The sequence below is a fragment of the Pseudomonas sp. UBT genome (assembly GCF_050915955.1).
GTDB lineage: Bacteria > Pseudomonadota > Gammaproteobacteria > Pseudomonadales > Pseudomonadaceae > Aquipseudomonas > Aquipseudomonas antarctica_A.
The window spans coordinates 791,579-809,077 of the sequence record NZ_CP168079.1; the positions used below are offsets into that span (position 1 = coordinate 791,579).

Below are 17,499 nucleotides of genomic sequence, written 5' to 3' on the forward strand. Positions count from 1 at the left end.
CAAGCCGTCTTGAACACTCTTTGAAGAGCCTGCGGGGGCCACCGAGGTTCGGGGCCGCCCGCAAGCCAGTCCGTCAGCGTCGCTTGGCCATTTCATTGATGAAACGGTCGAACAGCGGCGCTACGTCGTTCGGGCCCGGGCTTGCTTCAGGGTGGCCCTGGAAGCTGAACGCGCTCTTGTCGGTGCGCTCGATGCCTTGGAGAGAGCCGTCGAACAGCGACTTGTGAATCGCACGGACATTGCCCGGCAAGGTCGCTTCATCCACTGCAAAGCCGTGGTTCTGGCTGGTGATCATTACAACGCCAGTGTCCAGGTCTTGCACAGGGTGGTTGGCACCGTGGTGGCCGTGACCCATTTTGAGGGTTTTGGCGCCGGAGGCCAGGGCCAGCAGTTGGTGACCGAGGCAGATACCGAACACCGGAATCTCGGTTTCCAGCACTTCCTTGATCGCCTTGATGGCGTAGTCGCAAGGCTCAGGGTCACCCGGGCCGTTGGACAGAAACACACCGTCCGGCTGCAGGGCCAGCACGTCGCTGGCCGGGGTTTGCGCCGGCACCACGGTTACGCGGCAACCGCGCTCGACCAGCATGCGCAGGATGTTGTACTTGATGCCGTAGTCGTAGGCGACTACGTGGTATTGCAGGTCAGCAGCAGCGATGGTCTCGTGGCTGTCGGTCTTCAAGTCCCAGACAGTGGAGCGCCACTCATACTGCTTTTTGGTGCTGACTTCTTTCGCCAGGTCCATGCCTTTCAGGCCAGGGAAGCCTTGCGCTGCAGCGATCGCCGCCGCTTCGGAAATATTGTCACCCGCCATGATGCAGCCGTTCTGCGAGCCTTTTTCACGCAAGATGCGTGTCAGGCGGCGCGTATCGATACCGGCGATCGCCACAACGTTATTGGCTTTCAGGTAATCGGACAGCGACATCGTGTTACGCCAGTTGCTCGCAACCAGTGGCAGGTCACGAATCACCAGACCGGCCGACCAGACACGATCAGACTCGACGTCTTCCGGTGTAGTACCGGTGTTGCCGATGTGCGGATAGGTCAGGGTAACGATCTGTTGGGCGTAGGAAGGATCGGTAAGGATTTCCTGATAGCCGGTCATGGCAGTGTTAAACACCACCTCTCCAACGGTTTGACCGTCGGCTCCAATGGCTTCGCCGCGAAAAATGCTGCCATCAGCAAGGGCGAGTATGGCTGGCTTAGTCAAGAAGACCTCCCGTAAATAAAGCCTGAAAGGGCGATCGCAGGTTGTAAAAAAGCGGAGTGACGTATGGACACGTCACCCCGCTTCTTCACTGAATTATTCTGCGCGCTTTTAGTGGACACACTAAAGCTGTAGCTTACAGAAAAAGGCTTTTTTGGTCCACCGCTAATGAGCCTTAAAGGCAGGGGAATGCGACAGGACGTCGCTTAGCGGTTAAAAACGGGGCCTCAGGATAATCCTGAGGCCCCGTTTTAGCTACTGATTAGTGCAGATCCAGCACATCGCGCATGTCATACAGACCAGGCTCGCGACCTTCCAACCAGAGCGCGGCACGTACCGCGCCCTTGGCAAACGTCATGCGACTGGACGCTTTGTGTGTAATCTCCAAGCGCTCGCCTTCGGTAGCGAACAGTACGGTGTGATCGCCAACCACATCGCCACCGCGAACGGTGGCAAAGCCAATGGTGTCACGCGCACGCGCACCGGTATGGCCTTCACGCCCGTAAACAGCAACTTTCGACAGGTCACGCCCCAGCGCATCGGCGATAGCCTCGCCCATGCGCAGCGCGGTGCCAGACGGCGCATCGATCTTGTGGCGGTGATGCGTCTCGATAATCTCGATATCCGCATCCTCACCGAGCACACGAGCCGCCATATCGAGCAGCTTGAGCGACAGGTTCACACCGACACTGAAGTTGGCAGCGAAGACCACCGGGATACCTTTGCCCGCCTCGACCAACAACTGCTTCTGCTCGGCACTCAGGCCCGTAGTGCCGATTACCATGGCCTTACCCGCCTTGCGGCAGAACGCCAGGTTTTTCAGCATTACCTCTGGCAGAGTGAAGTCGATGAGCACGTCGAAATCGTCAGCCACCTTCTCCAGATTGCCCGACAACGAAACGCCAATGCGCCCTAACGAGGCCAACTCACCGGCATCCGCACCCGTCAACGTGCTGCCGGGACGAACAATCGCCGCGGTCAACCCGCAAGCCGGTGAGCGCTGCTGCACCGCCTCGACCAGCGTCTTGCCCATGCGCCCGGCAGCGCCCATTACGGCTATACGTCGCATATTCACTTCCTTACAGGTCGCCGAAGAAGCGCTTCACGCCATCGAAAAAGCCCGTGGTTTTCGGCGAATGGGAGTCATCACCTTCCAACGAGCTGCGGAACTCTTCAAGCAATTCACGCTGACGACGGCCCAGATTAACCGGAGTCTCCACCGCTACACGGCACATCAGGTCACCAGCACCGCCACCGCGCACCGGGGCAACGCCTTTGCCACGGATACGGAACTGCTTGCCGGTCTGCGTCCCCTCAGGAATCTTGAGCTTGACTCGACCATCAAGCGTCGGGATCTCCAGCTCACCACCCAATGCAGCATCGACAAAGCTGATCGGCACTTCGCAGAACAGGTGCTTGCCATCGCGCTGGAAAATCGAGTGCTCGCGCACATTGATCACCACATACAGGTCGCCTGTAGGACCACCCTGAGTCCCCGCCTCGCCTTCGCCCGACAGACGAATGCGATCACCTGTGTCCACACCCGCCGGCACTTTCACCGAGAGGGTCTTGTACTCTTCGACACGGCCTTCGCCGTGGCAGGAATCGCACGGATCGGAAATGATCTTGCCCTGGCCATGGCAACGCGGGCAGGTCTGCTGCACCGAGAAGAAGCCCTGCTGCATACGCACCTGGCCGATACCGCCGCAGGTTGGGCAAGTGATCGGAGAGGAGCCTTTCTTGGCGCCCGAACCGTCGCATGGCTTGCAATTGACCAGCGTCGGCACACGGATATTGACGGTGGTGCCGCGTACGGCCTCCTCCAGATTCAGCTCCAGGGTGTAACGCAAGTCGCTGCCACGCTGGGCACCGCCGCGTTGGCCGCCACGGCCACCACCGAAGAAGTCGCTGAATACATCACCGAAAATATCGGAAAAGTTCTGACCACCAAAACCGGCACCGCCGCCACCCATGCTTGGGTCGACACCGGCATGACCATACTGGTCGTAGGCCGCACGCTTGTTGGGATCAGACAGGCATTCGTAGGCCTCGTTGGCCTCTTTGAACATCTCTTCGGATTCTTTGCTATCCGGATTACGGTCCGGGTGGTGCTTCATCGCCAGGCGACGGTAAGCCTTTTTCAGGTCCGCCTCGCTGGAACCGCGCTCAACACCCAATACTTCGTAATAGTCACGCTTTGCCATAAGTCTTTGCACTCTTAAGGACGTTCGGCCAGACCCTCCTGAGCCTTGCCAAACTCGTTGAGCCCCAATACAGGCCCGGACCCAACTCACGTCAATTCAACGATCCTGGTCATTACTGTTTTTAGCCAGGGACCCGGCCAAAAACGCGGCGACTTTCGCCCGGGAAGCAGGAGCATTCCCAGTCACACCGCCAACATCCGACCCTTGTCGCATGTTGTAAAAATTCGCATACCCCAGACACGCCAACGCGGGAGCAAGCTCCCGCGCGGCGACATCCTACCAGTCACCGCTTGATAGCGGTCAACCGGGCGACCAACTTACTTGTGGTCTTTGACTTCTTCGAACTCGGCATCGACAACGTCGTCGTGCTTGGCTTCAGGCTCTGCGTGTTGTGCAGCACCTTCTGCCGGCTGGCCTTGCTCGGCGTACATTTTCTGAGCAACTGGCGCGGAGACTTTCGACAGCTCCTCAACCTTGGCTTCGATGGCAGCCTTGTCGTCGCCTTTAACAGCGGCTTCCAGGGCAACCAAAGCGGCTTCGATTGCAGTTTTCTCTTCGGCGGTCACTTTATCGCCTGCTTCAGCGATCATTTTGCGCGTCGAGTGAACCAATGCATCACCCTGGTTACGGGCACCGGCCAGCTCTTCAAACTTCTTGTCAGCCTCGGCATTGGTTTCAGCATCACGAATCATCTGTTGAATTTCTTCATCAGACAGACCGGAGTTGGCCTTGATAGTGATCTTCTGCTCTTTGCCAGTGGCCTTGTCTTTAGCACCTACGTGCAAGATGCCGTTGGCGTCGATGTCGAAGGTCACTTCAATTTGTGGCACGCCACGTGGTGCTGGTGGAATCTCAGCCAGGTCGAACTTGCCCAAGGACTTGTTCTGAGCGGCTTGCTTACGCTCACCTTGCAGTACGTGAATGGTCACGGCGCCCTGGTTGTCGTCGGCAGTCGAGAACACTTGCGATTTCTTGGTAGGAATCGTGGTGTTTTTCTCGATCAGCGCGGTCATCACGCCACCCATGGTTTCGATACCCAGGGTCAGCGGGCTGACATCCAGCAGCAGCACGTCTTTCACGTCGCCGGCCAGTACCGCACCCTGGATAGCAGCACCCATGGCAACGGCTTCGTCCGGGTTCACGTCTTTACGTGCTTCTTTACCGAAGAACTCGGTGACCAGCTTCTGAACCAGTGGCATACGGGTCTGACCGCCTACCAGGATCACGTCGTTGATCGAACCAACGTCGATACCCGAGTCTTTCAGCGCGATGCGGCAAGGCTCGATGGTGCGTTGAACCAGGTCTTCAACCAGCGCTTCCAGCTTGGAGCGCGAGATCTTCACGTTCAAGTGCTTAGGACCGGTAGCGTCTGCAGTGATGTACGGCAGATTCACGTCGGTCGACTGAGCGGAAGACAACTCGATCTTGGCTTTCTCGGCAGCTTCTTTCAGGCGCTGCATCGCCAGCGGGTCACCCTTGAGGTTCATGCCGCTTTCTTTCTTGAATTCGTCAACGAGGTAGTCGATCAGACGAATGTCAAAGTCTTCACCACCCAGGAAAGTGTCACCGTTGGTGGCCAACACTTCGAACTGGTGCTCGCCGTCAACTTCAGCGATCTCGATCACGGAGACGTCAAACGTACCGCCACCCAGGTCGTAAACGATCACGGTGTGGTCGCCCTTGGCCTTGTCCATACCGTAAGCCAGAGCAGCTGCGGTCGGTTCGTTGATGATACGTTTTACGTCCAGACCGGCGATGCGGCCGGCGTCTTTGGTCGCCTGGCGCTGGCTGTCGTTGAAGTAGGCCGGAACGGTAATCACCGCTTCGGTCACTGCTTCACCGAGGTAGTCTTCGGCAGTTTTCTTCATCTTTTTCAAGATTTCAGCCGAGATTTGCGGCGGCGACATTTTCTGGCCGTTTACTTCAACCCAAGCGTCACCGTTGTCAGCCTTGGCGATTTTGTAAGGGACCATCTTGATGTCTTTCTGTACGACTTCTTCGTCGAACTTACGACCGATCAGACGCTTCACCGCATACAGGGTGTTGTGCGGATTGGTCACAGCCTGACGCTTGGCCGACTGACCGACGAGGATTTCACCGTCGTTGGCGTAAGCAACGATCGACGGCGTGGTACGCGCGCCTTCGGCGTTTTCGATAACTTTTGCAACGCCGTTTTCCAGCACGGAGACGCAGGAGTTGGTAGTCCCCAGGTCGATACCGATAATTTTGCCCATGATTTACTCTCCCGAAACATGAATTTGGTTGCCGCAGCAGTGGTGGCTAACTGCGGTAGCACTTAAACGCTTGACTTATAAATGGGGGCCTTGCGGCGGATTTCAAGCCTGCTCATCAATAGAAGGTGCAACAGGTGCAGGAGCCTTGCTCACCACCACCATTGCCGGGCGCAGCAAGCGACCGTTGAGCTGATAACCCTTCTGGAACACTTTCAATACGCTGTTCGGCTCAAGGTCATGGCTTTCCTGCATGGCCATAGCCTGGTGATGCTCTGCATTGAACGGCTCGCCGCCTTGCGGATCGATGGCCTCCAACTGATAACGCTTCAGGGTGTCCTGGAACATTTTCAGGGTCAGCTCGATCCCTTCGCGCATCGGGCGAATGTTTTCGTCGGCCGGGTTGGACAATTCAAGGCCACGTTCCAGGCTGTCGATAATCGGCAGCAGGTCATTGGCGAATTTTTCCAACGCGAATTTGTGAGCCTTTTCGACATCCTGCTCGGCGCGGCGGCGGACGTTCTGCAGATCGGCAGCAACACGCAAAGACTGATCCTGCGCAGCGGCCAATTGCTCTTCGAGCACTTGCACACGAGTTGCCAGTTCATCACCGGCAGCCGAATTGGCGTCTGGAGTTTGCGTATCCTGCGTCTGTTCGTCAGCCATAGATTTCTCCTTTCAAAATCATGCGCGAACTAAACTCGCGCTTCTGTTCCGGTATATGGGGCCACAATTTCCAGGTTCAAGGGCGCAGGCGCTTCCATAAGCCTTTCACTTGCGCCAGATCAATTTCCGAGCAGTCATTCCCAATTGCGCTAATAAAGTCATTCGATCAAGCAAATTGAGCTAAGCGCCAGGATTGTCAGCCCTAAACAAAACACTGTATAAATAACCAGACCTAACGCCTGGGAGCGGCCGTCATGCTCGTGCACCTGTCTGTACATAACTACGCCATCGTTGAACATCTGGATCTCGAACTGGATCGCGGGATGAGCGTAATCACAGGCGAAACCGGCGCCGGTAAATCGATCATGCTCGACGCCTTGGGCCTGACCCTTGGCGACCGTGCCGATAGCGGCGTGGTGCGCCCAGGTGCGGACAAGGCCGATATCCTGGCCACCTTTGACCTGGCAGACATTCCCGAAGCCGAAGCCTGGCTGGCCGAGCGCGACCTTAACAATGAAGGCCCATGCATCCTGCGCCGAGTCATCACCGCAGAAGGACGCTCACGCGGCTACATCAACGGCACGCCTTGCCCCCTTGGCGACTTGAAAGCCCTGGGCGAGTTGCTGATCGATATCCACAGCCAGCATGAACACCAATCCCTGCTGAAAACCGACACCCATCGCCGTTTGCTCGATGAGTACGCCGGTGCCACCGATCTGGCCCGACAAGTACAACTTGCCGCCCAGCGCTGGAGACAGACGCGCCAGGAGCTGGAGCGGCTCTCCAACTCCGGCGACGAACAACGCGCTCGTCACCAACTGCTCAGCTATCAGCTCGAAGAGCTCGAAAGCCTGGGCCTGGGCGAAACCGAGCTGGAGCAGTTGGAACAGGAACACAAGAACCTGACCAACGCCGAAACCCTGCTGGGTATCTGCCGGCAAGTGGTGGAGCAATGCAGCGAAAGCGATTCCGGCAACGTGCTCAATGCACTGACCGCCAGCCTCAATCGCCTGTCCAGCGTGAACAATGCATCCGGCTCGCTGAACGAAGCCACAACGTTACTGACCAGCGCACAGATCCAGGTTGAAGAAGCCGTGGGAGAGCTCAACCGCTTTCTCGACCACTTCGATGCCGACCCAGCCCGCCTGCAGGAAATAGAGGAGCGCCTGGATACCATCTACACCCTGGCGCGCAAACATCGCATTCAGCCGACCGAAGTGGCGACGATGCAGCAAAAGCTGCTGGATGAAATCGAAACCCTCAACGCCAACGACGAATCCATTGAGCGACTGGGCGACGAACTCGCCTCTTTCGCCCGACATTACCAAGAAAAGGCCCGCGAGCTGAGCGACCTGCGCCAGCAAGCAGCCACAAGCCTGGCCAGCGCCGTAGAGCAGGAAATTCAGCGCCTTGGCATGCCTGGCGGGCGCTTTACCATCGAACTGCGCACCAACACCAGCAATGAACTACAACCTCACGGCCTGGAACAGGTGGAACTGCTGGTGAGTGCCAACCCTGGGCAGCCGCTCAAGGCACTGGCGAAAGTGGCGTCCGGTGGCGAACTGTCGCGGATCAGCCTGGCGATCCAGGTGATTACCGCCCAGACATCACGGGTACCCACGCTGGTATTCGATGAAGTGGACGTTGGTATTGGCGGGCCGACCGCAGAGATTGTTGGCCAATTGTTGCGCCGACTAGGGGATCGTGGCCAGGTACTGACGGTGACTCACTTACCGCAAGTGGCTGCTCAAGGGCATCAGCATTTGTTTGTGCATAAAGTAAGGGGCAGCGATGCGACGCACACGGCCGTGTCCAAGCTGAACAAGTCGGAACGTGTAGAAGAAGTGGCGCGGATGCTGGGCGGTATCGACCTGACCAAGGAGTCCCTGGCCCACGCGAAGAAAATGGTCGTGGCTACCAAGGCCTGAACCGAGCATTTTTTGCTCTCTTTTCTCTACTATAGAAAGCACGAAGGCGACCCTAGGGTCGCCTTCAATCGTTTCGCAGAGCAAATCTGCGTCGATTTTTACTTTTTCTTACGGATGTACAGCACCAGATTATGGTCCACCAAATCGAACCCATGCTGCTCAGCGATAGTGTGCTGGAGCTTCTCGATTTCCGGACTGGTGAACTCGATAACCTCATTGGTATCCAGGTCAACCATGTGGTCGTGATGACCGCCGTCAGCCAATTCGAACACTGCATGACCGCCGTCGAAATTATGACGAACCACCAGCCCTGCGGCTTCAAACTGGGTCAGCACACGGTAAACCGTGGCCAGGCCAACGTCCTCGTTAGACTCCATCAGCGCCTTGTAAACATCTTCGGCACTCATGTGGCGCTGCTCAGCAGAATCGAGCATTTGTAGAATCTTGACTCGTGGCAGAGTCACTTTAAGACCGGCTTTGCGTAGTTCGCTATTTTCAACCATGGTTAGCTTTCTCGCGGATGCTGCTTCGCAGCTTCTCTTAATACGGGTATGATCGGCGTTTACGTTGTCCCAGCCAAGATAGTGGAAGTCGCCCACCGATGCAAAACACCAAGCTCTTGCTAACCAGTTTCACCCTTGTGGGACTGCTCGCACTCGCCGGTTGTTCATTCCCCGGGGTTTACAAAATCGACATCCAGCAGGGCAATGTCGTCACGCAGGACATGATAGACCAGTTACGTCCGGGAATGACCCGACGGCAAGTACGGTTTATCATGGGCAACCCCCTGCTGACCGACACTTTTCATGCCGATCGCTGGGATTATCTCTACAGCATCCAGCCAGGTGGCGGTGAGCGCCAGCAGGAACGCGTCAGCGTCATCTTCAATGGCAATGACCAGCTTGTCAGCCTGTCCGGTGACTTCATGCCCGGTGTAAGCCGTGATGAAGCCTTGCTGGGCAAGGACAACGGCACCAATGTGACTGCGCCCGCGCAGGAAGCAGAGAAGCCGAAGTCAGAGGTACCGGCCAAGCCAGGCTCGTTGCTGGATCAGATCCAGAAGGACGTGGATGGCGTGCAAACCGTTCCGGTCCCGACGCCACAGCCTCTGGACACCGCCCCGCAATAATTTTGCGGCGCGCAACAAAAAGCCCGGCATGCCGGGCTTTTTGTTGCCTGTCGATTGGCAGCGTTATGAAGGTTGTTGCCTGGCCATCGCGGCCTTGGCCGCGCGCAGCCTGCGCACTTCCTTGGGGTCTGCCAGCAACGGCCGGTAAATCTCAATTCGATCACCCGGCTGCACAGCACGCACATCCGCGTCCGCAACCAACTTGCCAAAAATCCCCAAAGGGCAATCAGCCAATACCAGCCCCGGAAATTGCGCGGCAATGCCCGATGCCTGCACCGCCACCCTCAGGCTTGTGCCCGCAGGCACCGTCACCGCCAACAAAACCTGGCGATCCTCGGCGGCATACACCACTTCAATCTCAACCATGCAGTTGCTTGGCCCGCTGACAGAATGCATCGACCAGCGTATTAGCCGCCTGGTTAAACAATGGCCCCAACGTCGCGCGCACAATTGGGCCTGCATAATCAAATGACAGGTCGAGGCTGATCTTGCAGGCCTTGTCGGTCAGTGCCTTGAACACCCACACCCCATGCAACTGGGTGAATGGCCCTTCCTGCAGATTCATTTCAATGGATTTCCCAGGCACCAGCACATTGCGCGTAACAAAGTGCTGGCTAAGACCGCCCTTGGCCACCCCAACACTGGCAACCATGTGCTCATCACTGCCTTCCAGTACCTCGGCGGTGGAGCACCAGGGCAGGAATTCCGGGTAACGCGCAACGTCGTTGACCAGGTCATAGAGCGCCTGCGCCGGATAAGGCAGTAAGGCCGAACGTTGAATATGCGTCGTCATGTGAGCGTTATTTCCACTGCTGAAGCAAACATCGCGAAAGAACAGCCCGATCCGCGAGAGAAAAAAACCTAAGAACTGCCCGTATTGTCCGGGATTCGTCCAACACGCTCAAGCACGCAGGTTGACCGTAGCCGACACGCTCGCAACTCCCTATAATGCCGCCCCTATGGCTAAACAAAAGAAACACCCTACAGGGACCATCGCGCAAAATAAAAAGGCGCGACACGATTACTTCATCGAACATCGGTTCGAGGCTGGTCTGGTCCTGGCCGGCTGGGAAGTAAAGAGTCTGCGCGCCAGCAAGCTGCAACTGGTCGACAGCTACGTATTGCTCAAGGATGGCGAGGCATGGCTGCTGGGCAGTCATATCACCCCGCTGACGACCGCGAGCACCCACGTAATCGCCGACCCGGTGCGCACGCGCAAGCTATTGCTCAACGCCCGCGAACTGGAAAAGCTCGCTGCCGCCGTACAGCAGAAAGGCTATGCCTGCATCTGCCTGTCCTGGTACTGGAGCAAGCACCTGGTCAAGTGCGAGATCGCGCTCGGCAAGGGCAAAAAGGAATACGACAAGCGCGACACCGAGCGCGAACGCGACTCCAATCGTGAGCTGCACCGCGCCGTGCGCAACAAGGGCAAGGAAGAGTAATCCTTGTGACACTGTAGCCTCGGGTGACTCACCCCGGGCTACATGCCTTTACGCCGCTCCGCCCGCGCCACGCGCTGAACTTCCTGACGCACCTCCTCCAACACTTCCTGCACATACAACAGGTGACGTGTTGAGACTTCCCGCGCCTGCTCGGCACGCCCCTCGATAATTGCCAGGTACAAATCCCGGTGCTGACTGATCAGCATGTCACGGGTCTCCGTACGCTGCTGGTACATGCCGCCGATGTTGGTCACCACGTTCCGCTTGAGCAGATCAAACAGTCCGCGAATGGTGTGCAGCAACACAGCGTTATGACTGGCCTCAGCGATGGCCAAGTGAAACCGCGCATCCGCCGCGCCCTCTTCCACCCGGCTGACCTCATCAACACGCGTATAGCAATCCTGTAACGCTTCAAAAGCCGACGTCAGCCGCTCACGGTCGACCTCGGTAGCCCGCAACGCTGCGTAATAGGCACAGGACGCTTCTAGAGTCTGACGAAACTCGAGCAAATCACGCTGAGCCTCCGGGTTATTTTCCAGCAGGTGCAGCAGCGGATCACTGAAGGTAGACCCCAGAGAATCCGCCACATAGTTACCGCCACCCTGACGACTGACCAACAGCCCCTTGGCCGCCAGCTTCTGAATCGCCTCACGCAACGAAGGGCGCGACACGCCAAACTGCTCAGCCAAAGCGCGCTCGGCCGGCAAGCGCTCGCCCGACTTCAGCGTGCCCTCGAGGATCATGCCCTCGAGCTGCTCGACAATATCGTCAGACAAACGGCGCTGACGCACCTGATCAAACCCCATAACTCACTCTCCACAATCCCGACCACTCGCCGGGGCCTCTATTCTGGCCTATCGCCGCGCTTGCGGCACCTATCAGAACGCCTTCGATAGACCCGAGCAGGACACCTCGGCTACGTCGCTACGACCAAAGTTTCGTCAGCGGCAAATTGACACAGCCACGCCAACACTTTTACTCTAGCCAACAGCGGCTGTAAATTGGTCTTACCAATTATCCAAGCTGACTAAACAGTGCCTGACCAACAACAATTAGGGGCCACCCCACATGCAAACCTGGCAACAGCTCTACAGCCCGCTCGGCAGCCTCGGCCTGTCCGCACTGGCCGCCGTCATTCCGATCGTATTCTTCTTCCTCGCCCTGGCCGTGTTTCGCCTCAAAGGCCACGTCGCCGGGAGTATTACGCTGGCATTGTCGATCCTGGTGGCAATCTTCGCCTTCAAGATGCCGGTCGACATGGCGCTGGCCGCCGCCGGTTATGGTTTTGCCTACGGCCTGTGGCCCATCGCATGGATCATCGTCGCCGCCGTTTTCCTCTACAAACTGACCGTCAAGAGCGGCCAATTTGAAATCATCCGCAGCTCGGTCCTGTCGATCACCGACGACCAGCGCCTTCAGGTGCTGTTGATCGGTTTCTGCTTCGGCGCGTTCCTCGAAGGTGCGGCCGGTTTCGGCGCCCCCGTGGCGATTACCGCCGCACTGCTGGTCGGCCTGGGTTTCAACCCGCTGTATGCCGCCGGCTTGTGCCTGATCGCCAACACCGCGCCTGTAGCCTTTGGCGCGCTGGGTATTCCGATCATCGTCGCCGGCCAAGTAACCGGCATTGACTCCTTCAAAATCGGCGCCATGGCCGGCCGCCAACTGCCGTTGCTGTCGCTGTTTGTACCGTTCTGGCTGGTGTTCATGATGGACGGCCTGCGCGGCGTTCGCGAAACCTGGCCGGCGGCGCTGGTGGCAGGCTTGAGCTTTGCCGTCACCCAATATTTCACGTCCAACTTCATCGGCCCGGAACTGCCGGACATCACCTCGGCCCTCGTCAGCCTGGTAGCCCTGACCCTGTTTTTGAAAGTCTGGCAACCCAAGCGTGCCGCGGGCGCACAGATTGCGGGGGCCACCTCCGGCGCTGCGGTCACCGCCAGCATCGGCGGCTTCGGTCAGCCGCGCCAAACGCTCGCTTCGCCCTACGGCCTGGGGCAGATATTCAAGGCATGGTCGCCGTTCCTGATCCTGACCGTACTGGTCACCATTTGGACCCTCAAGCCATTCAAAGCGATGTTCGCTGCAGGTGGCGCGATGTACAGCTGGGTCTTCAACTTCGCGATCCCGCACCTGGATCAACTGGTCGTCAAGGTCGCCCCGATTGTCGCTAACCCGACGGCGATTCCGGCGGTGTTCAAGCTGGACCCGATCTCTGCAACGGGCACCGCGATTTTCTTCTCCGCGCTGATCTCGATGCTGGTGCTCAAGATCGATGTAAAAACTGGTCTGACCACTTTAAAAGAAACCTTCTACGAATTGCGCTGGCCCATCCTGTCCATCGGCATGGTGCTGGCCTTCGCCTTCGTCACTAACTACTCGGGCATGTCCTCGACCATGGCGCTTGTGCTGGCAGCCACGGGTGCAGCCTTCCCGTTCTTTTCGCCTTTCCTTGGCTGGCTGGGGGTTTTCCTGACAGGCTCCGACACTTCGTCCAACGCCCTGTTCAGCTCGCTGCAAGCCACCACCGCGCACCAGATTGGCGTTAATGACGTGCTGCTGGTCGCCGCCAATACCAGCGGCGGCGTGACCGGCAAAATGATCTCGCCGCAATCGATCGCCGTGGCGTGCGCCGCGACCGGCCTGGTAGGCAAGGAATCCGATCTGTTCCGCTTTACCCTCAAGCACAGCCTGTTTTTCGCCACCATCGTCGGGCTGATCACCCTGGCGCAGGCCTACTGGTTCACCGGTATGCTGGTGCACTGAGACCTGCGCGCAATAGGGTAAGAATCGACGCCGGAACACGGTTCCGGCGTCTGCTATTTCTGGAGGACCGATGAGCCTGCCTGCTGCTTTTCTGAGCGACGCCGCACAACTGATTCCAAAAAATCGCCGCTTCGACGACCCACTTTCCACCCTCGCCTTCGGCACCGACGCCAGTTTTTACCGACTGATCCCACAGCTGGTGATTCGCGTGGAATCGGAAGAGGAAGTCGTGGCGCTGCTGCAACTCGCCCAGCGTGACCGCGTCCCCGTGACCTTCCGCGCGGCGGGCACCAGCTTGTCCGGCCAAGCCATCAGCGACTCGGTGCTGATCGTGCTGGGTGACAATTGGAATGGCCGCGAGATTCGCGGGCAAGGCACGCAGATCCGCCTGCAACCCGGCGTGATCGGCGCGCAAGCCAATGCCTGGCTGGCACCGTTCGGGCGCAAGATCGGGCCGGACCCGGCGTCGATCAATGCCTGCAAAATTGGCGGCATTGTTGCCAACAATGCCAGCGGCATGTGCTGCGGCACCGCGCAAAACACCTATCACACCCTGGCAGGTATCCGCCTGGTACTGGCGGACGGTAGCCGTCTGGATACTGAAGATGCAGCCAGCGTCGCTGCATTTCGCGAACAGCACGGCGCACTGCTGCAGCGCCTGGCGAATCTGGGTCGCGAAACGCGGGCAAACGCTGCACTGGCTGCAAAAATCCGCCACAAATACCGTCTGAAAAACACCACAGGCCTGTCACTCAATGCTCTGGTGGATTTCGACGAGCCACTGGATATCCTCAGCCATCTGCTGGTGGGTTCCGAAGGCACCCTCGGCTTTATCAGCGCAGTGACTTACGACACCGTCATTGATCACCCGAACAAAGCATCGGCGCTGATTGTGTTCCCGGATGTCGAGACCTGCTGCAACGCGGTAACGGTGCTCAAAACTCAACCGGTGTCGGCCGTCGAGTTGCTGGACCGGCGCAGCATGCGCTCGGTACAGGACAAACCGGGCATGCCCGCTTTCGTACAGCAGCTATCGGAAAATGCCTGCGCACTGCTGATTGAATCCCGCGCCGCGTCGCCGGCGTTGCTGCATGAGCAACTGGGGCTGATCATGGCGTCCCTGGCTGCATTCCCTGTGGAAAAACAAGTCGACTTCACCGAAGACCCCGTAGAAAACGCCCGCCTGTGGGCTATCCGCAAAGACACCTTCCCGGCCGTTGGCGCGGTGCGTAAAACCGGCACCACGGTCATCATCGAAGACGTGACCTTCCCGGTCGAGCAACTGGCCACCGGTGTAAACCGCTTGATCGCGCTGTTCGACAAACATCACTACGACGAAGCCATCCTTTTCGGACATGCCCTGGAAGGCAATCTGCACTTTGTATTCACCCAAGGTTTCAACAGCAGCGAAGAAGTCGCACGCTATCAAGCGTTCATGGACGACGTCGCGCAACTGGTGGCGGTGGAATTTGGTGGCTCTCTGAAAGCCGAACACGGCACCGGCCGCAACATGGCGCCGTTCGTTGAGCTGGAATGGGGCAGTGATGCCTATCAGCTGATGTGGCAGCTCAAACGCCTGCTCGACCCTAACGGCATTCTCAACCCCGACGTGGTGCTCAGCGAAGACCCGCAAATCCACCTCAAGCACCTCAAACCATTGCCCGCGGCCGACGAGCTTGTGGATAAGTGCATCGAGTGTGGTTTCTGCGAGCCGGTCTGCCCATCGAAGGGCCTGACGTTGAGCCCACGCCAGCGCATTGTGATCTGGCGTGACATTCAGGCGAAGAAACGTGCGGGCGTCGATACCACCGAACTGGAAGCGGCCTATCACTATCAAGGCATCGACACCTGTGCCGCCACCGGGTTATGCGCCCAACGATGCCCTGTAGGCATCAATACCGGCGACCTGGTGAAAAAACTCCGCGCACGCGATGCCGACCGTACGAAGACCGCCGATTGGCTCGCCAGCCATTTCGCCACGGCCATGCAAGGTGCGCGCTTCACACTGCACGTCGCCAACGGTGCACGGATGCTCTTGGGCGCGCCACGCCTGGCCAAGCTGTCGGCCACACTGACCAGACTGTCCAAAGGGCAGATCCCGCAGTGGAGCAACGCCATGCCGCAGCCGGAAAAAGCCATTCGCTTCAGTCCGGCCGTGACAGACCCGCGCCCGCGCGTGGTCTACCTGGCGGCCTGTGTCTCACGCGCCATGGGCCCGGCAGCGGGTGATAAAGAGCAGATGTCGCTGTACGACAAAACCCGGGGTCTACTGGAAAAAGCCGGTTACCAAGTGGTCTTCCCCGACAACCAGGACAGCCTGTGCTGCGGCCAACCCTTTGCCTCCAAAGGCTACGCCGAACAGGCCGAGCACAAGCGCCAGGAACTGATCGGTGCCCTGCTCCATGCCAGCCGCGGCGGCCTCGACCCGATCTATTGCGACACCAGCCCCTGCACCCTGAGGCTGGTACAAGACCTCGGCGAAACGCGCCTGGACCTCTACGACCCGGTGCGCTTTATCCGCACCCACCTGATGGACCGCCTCGACTTCACGCCTCAGGAAGCCCCTATTGCTGTGCACGTCACTTGTAGCACTCAACACCTGGGCGAGAGCCAGGCATTGATTGATCTCGCGCGGCGCTGCGCCAAAACCGTGGTGATCCCGGAGGGCATCCACTGCTGCGGATTTGCCGGCGACAAAGGCTTCACCACGCCGGAACTCAACGCCCACTCACTGCGATCACTCAAGGACGCGGTGCAATATTGCAGCGAGGGCATCTCCACCAGCCGAACCTGCGAGATAGGCTTGAGCCAGCATGGCGGCATCGATTACCACGGGTTGGTGTATCTCGTGGACCGGGTCACCCAGGCCCGCACACATTAAACCTGCAAAAAAACAGAACCCCTGCGCGCCGGCGTAGTCATCTGCATAGGCCTCGGCGAACGAGGCTCATCAGTGATGTCGCTGGCAGCCGTTGAACGCCAGCAGCGTCGAGCCCTTTTTCGCAAGGAGATACCCTATGAAGCGTTCCGCTCTTGCTGGTTTGTTCGTTACCGCTGCGATCATGGCCTCCCCTGTTTTCGCTGCAGGTGAGCCTGACCTGTGCAGAATCAATCTGGACAAAATCAACAACGGCAAAGCATTGCTAGCCACCGACACCAGCGGCAAAAGCGGCGAAATCGACACCGCCGTCTCCCAAGCCAAGGCAGCCCACGCAGCCGGTGATGACAAGAAGTGCATCGAGATCACGTCCAAAGCACTGCAGGATATGCAGAACAGCGAAAAAGGCGGCCAATAAGCGCCTCACTCGGTCGCGGCCAACCTTCGGGTTGGCCTTCTGTGAGCGTTTGGCGTACACTGCACAGGCTTGTCACTCACTAAGAAACAACGAGTTACAAGCACGGGGCCGTTTAGGATTCGACGCCGGTCGCGAAACTTTAGGTGCATGCCGAGTTGGTAACAGAACTCGTAAATCCACTGTTGCAACTTCTTATAGTTGCCAATGACGAAAACTACGGCCAGGAATTCGCTCTCGCTGCGTAAGCAGCCTTAGCCCTGAGCTTCTGGTACCTTCGGGTCCAGCAATCACCAGGGGATGTCTGTAAACCCAAAGTGATTGTCATATAGAACAGAATCGCCGTGCAGTACGTTGTGGACGAAGCGGCTAAAACTTACACAACTCGCCCAAAGCACCCTGCCCTTCGGGTCGCTGAGGGTTAACTTAATAGAAACGGCTACGCATGTAGTGCCGACAGCGGAGTACTGGCGGACGGGGGTTCAAATCCCCCCGGCTCCACCAATTCGAAGCATCGACAAAACCCGCCTAGTGCGGGTTTTGTTGTTTCTGGAGGGTGGAAAGTCCAGCCGGCGGGCCTTCGGATTTTTCCTTCAAGATGTCCCGCTGTCAGTGAACCCGCCCCCCTCCACCCAC

At 58.2% G+C, this 17,499-nt stretch carries 15 protein-coding genes and 1 other RNA gene; 7 read left to right on the top strand and 9 right to left on the bottom strand.

Annotated elements, in window-relative coordinates; all coding sequences use genetic code 11:
* Nucleotides 1-73: 73 nt before the first annotated feature.
* The 5 genes from carA to grpE all read right to left on the bottom strand — a co-directional run bounded on the left by carA (nucleotide 74) and on the right by grpE (nucleotide 6,308).
* Nucleotides 74-1,210, bottom strand: coding sequence for a glutamine-hydrolyzing carbamoyl-phosphate synthase small subunit (gene carA / locus ACDZ94_RS03710; protein WP_064454180.1), 1,137 nt, complete (start codon nucleotides 1,208-1,210; stop codon nucleotides 74-76).
* Nucleotides 1,211-1,469: 259 nt separating this feature from the next.
* A complete protein-coding gene (gene dapB, locus ACDZ94_RS03715; protein WP_432751087.1) occupies nucleotides 1,470-2,276 on the bottom strand; it encodes a 4-hydroxy-tetrahydrodipicolinate reductase in 807 nt (268 codons plus the stop codon).
* 10 nt (nucleotides 2,277-2,286) lie between these two features.
* Entirely contained in the window at nucleotides 2,287-3,411 is a 1,125-nt protein-coding gene (gene dnaJ, locus ACDZ94_RS03720) for a molecular chaperone DnaJ (protein ID WP_053258081.1), read from the bottom strand.
* 317 nt (nucleotides 3,412-3,728) lie between these two features.
* Nucleotides 3,729-5,645: a molecular chaperone DnaK gene (gene dnaK / locus ACDZ94_RS03725; protein WP_128587658.1), complete on the bottom strand. Its 1,917-nt coding sequence runs from the start codon at nucleotides 5,643-5,645 to the stop codon at nucleotides 3,729-3,731.
* A 102-nt stretch (nucleotides 5,646-5,747) separates the two neighbouring features.
* Nucleotides 5,748-6,308, bottom strand: coding sequence for a nucleotide exchange factor GrpE (gene grpE, locus ACDZ94_RS03730; RefSeq protein ID WP_053258083.1), 561 nt, complete (start codon nucleotides 6,306-6,308; stop codon nucleotides 5,748-5,750).
* A gap of 254 nt (nucleotides 6,309-6,562) precedes the next feature.
* Between grpE and recN the strand changes: the two genes are divergently transcribed.
* The gene (gene recN, locus ACDZ94_RS03735) at nucleotides 6,563-8,236 is read left to right on the top strand and encodes a DNA repair protein RecN (RefSeq protein WP_064454184.1); all 1,674 of its coding nucleotides are present in this window, start codon (nucleotides 6,563-6,565) and stop codon (nucleotides 8,234-8,236) included.
* Between the two features lie 98 nt (nucleotides 8,237-8,334).
* Here the strand turns inward: recN and fur are convergent, their stop codons facing one another.
* Nucleotides 8,335-8,739: a ferric iron uptake transcriptional regulator gene (gene fur / locus ACDZ94_RS03740; protein ID WP_053258085.1), complete on the bottom strand. Its 405-nt coding sequence runs from the start codon at nucleotides 8,737-8,739 to the stop codon at nucleotides 8,335-8,337.
* A 98-nt stretch (nucleotides 8,740-8,837) separates the two neighbouring features.
* On the opposite strand from fur, the gene ACDZ94_RS03745 reads away from it, so the two are divergent.
* Nucleotides 8,838-9,365: an outer membrane protein assembly factor BamE gene (locus ACDZ94_RS03745; protein WP_053258086.1), complete on the top strand. Its 528-nt coding sequence runs from the start codon at nucleotides 8,838-8,840 to the stop codon at nucleotides 9,363-9,365.
* 63 nt (nucleotides 9,366-9,428) lie between these two features.
* Here ACDZ94_RS03745 and ACDZ94_RS03750 read toward each other — a convergent pair whose 3' ends face one another.
* Together ACDZ94_RS03750 and ACDZ94_RS03755 are read right to left on the bottom strand one after the other, a co-directional pair.
* Nucleotides 9,429-9,731 (bottom strand): RnfH family protein, encoded by a 303-nt coding sequence (locus ACDZ94_RS03750; RefSeq protein WP_432751088.1) that lies wholly within the window; start codon nucleotides 9,729-9,731, stop codon nucleotides 9,429-9,431.
* Nucleotides 9,724-10,158: a type II toxin-antitoxin system RatA family toxin gene (locus tag ACDZ94_RS03755; protein ID WP_049711477.1), complete on the bottom strand. Its 435-nt coding sequence runs from the start codon at nucleotides 10,156-10,158 to the stop codon at nucleotides 9,724-9,726. The genes ACDZ94_RS03750 and ACDZ94_RS03755 overlap by 8 nt, the downstream gene beginning before the upstream one ends.
* A 166-nt stretch (nucleotides 10,159-10,324) precedes the next feature.
* Between ACDZ94_RS03755 and smpB the strand changes: the two genes are divergently transcribed.
* Nucleotides 10,325-10,807, top strand: coding sequence for an SsrA-binding protein SmpB (gene smpB / locus ACDZ94_RS03760; protein WP_003176160.1), 483 nt, complete (start codon nucleotides 10,325-10,327; stop codon nucleotides 10,805-10,807).
* 38 nt (nucleotides 10,808-10,845) lie between these two features.
* Here smpB and ACDZ94_RS03765 read toward each other — a convergent pair whose 3' ends face one another.
* Nucleotides 10,846-11,613 carry a GntR family transcriptional regulator gene (locus tag ACDZ94_RS03765; RefSeq protein ID WP_053258089.1) on the bottom strand — a complete coding sequence of 256 codons (768 nt, stop codon included), beginning with the start codon at nucleotides 11,611-11,613 and terminating at the stop codon, nucleotides 10,846-10,848.
* A gap of 262 nt (nucleotides 11,614-11,875) precedes the next feature.
* Here ACDZ94_RS03765 and ACDZ94_RS03770 point away from each other — a divergent pair, with 262 nt between their 5' ends.
* The 4 genes from ACDZ94_RS03770 to ssrA all read left to right on the top strand — a co-directional run bounded on the left by ACDZ94_RS03770 (nucleotide 11,876) and on the right by ssrA (nucleotide 17,367).
* Complete coding sequence (locus ACDZ94_RS03770; protein ID WP_064454186.1) at nucleotides 11,876-13,570, top strand: lactate permease LctP family transporter; 1,695 nt, start codon at nucleotides 11,876-11,878, stop codon at nucleotides 13,568-13,570.
* A 70-nt stretch (nucleotides 13,571-13,640) separates the two neighbouring features.
* The gene (locus ACDZ94_RS03775) at nucleotides 13,641-16,451 is read left to right on the top strand and encodes an FAD-binding and (Fe-S)-binding domain-containing protein (RefSeq protein WP_432751089.1); all 2,811 of its coding nucleotides are present in this window, start codon (nucleotides 13,641-13,643) and stop codon (nucleotides 16,449-16,451) included.
* A gap of 136 nt (nucleotides 16,452-16,587) precedes the next feature.
* Nucleotides 16,588-16,866 (top strand): hypothetical protein, encoded by a 279-nt coding sequence (locus tag ACDZ94_RS03780; protein WP_221295667.1) that lies wholly within the window; start codon nucleotides 16,588-16,590, stop codon nucleotides 16,864-16,866.
* A gap of 104 nt (nucleotides 16,867-16,970) precedes the next feature.
* Nucleotides 16,971-17,367: a transfer-messenger RNA gene (gene ssrA, locus ACDZ94_RS03785) on the top strand.
* Nucleotides 17,368-17,499 lie beyond the last annotated feature (132 nt).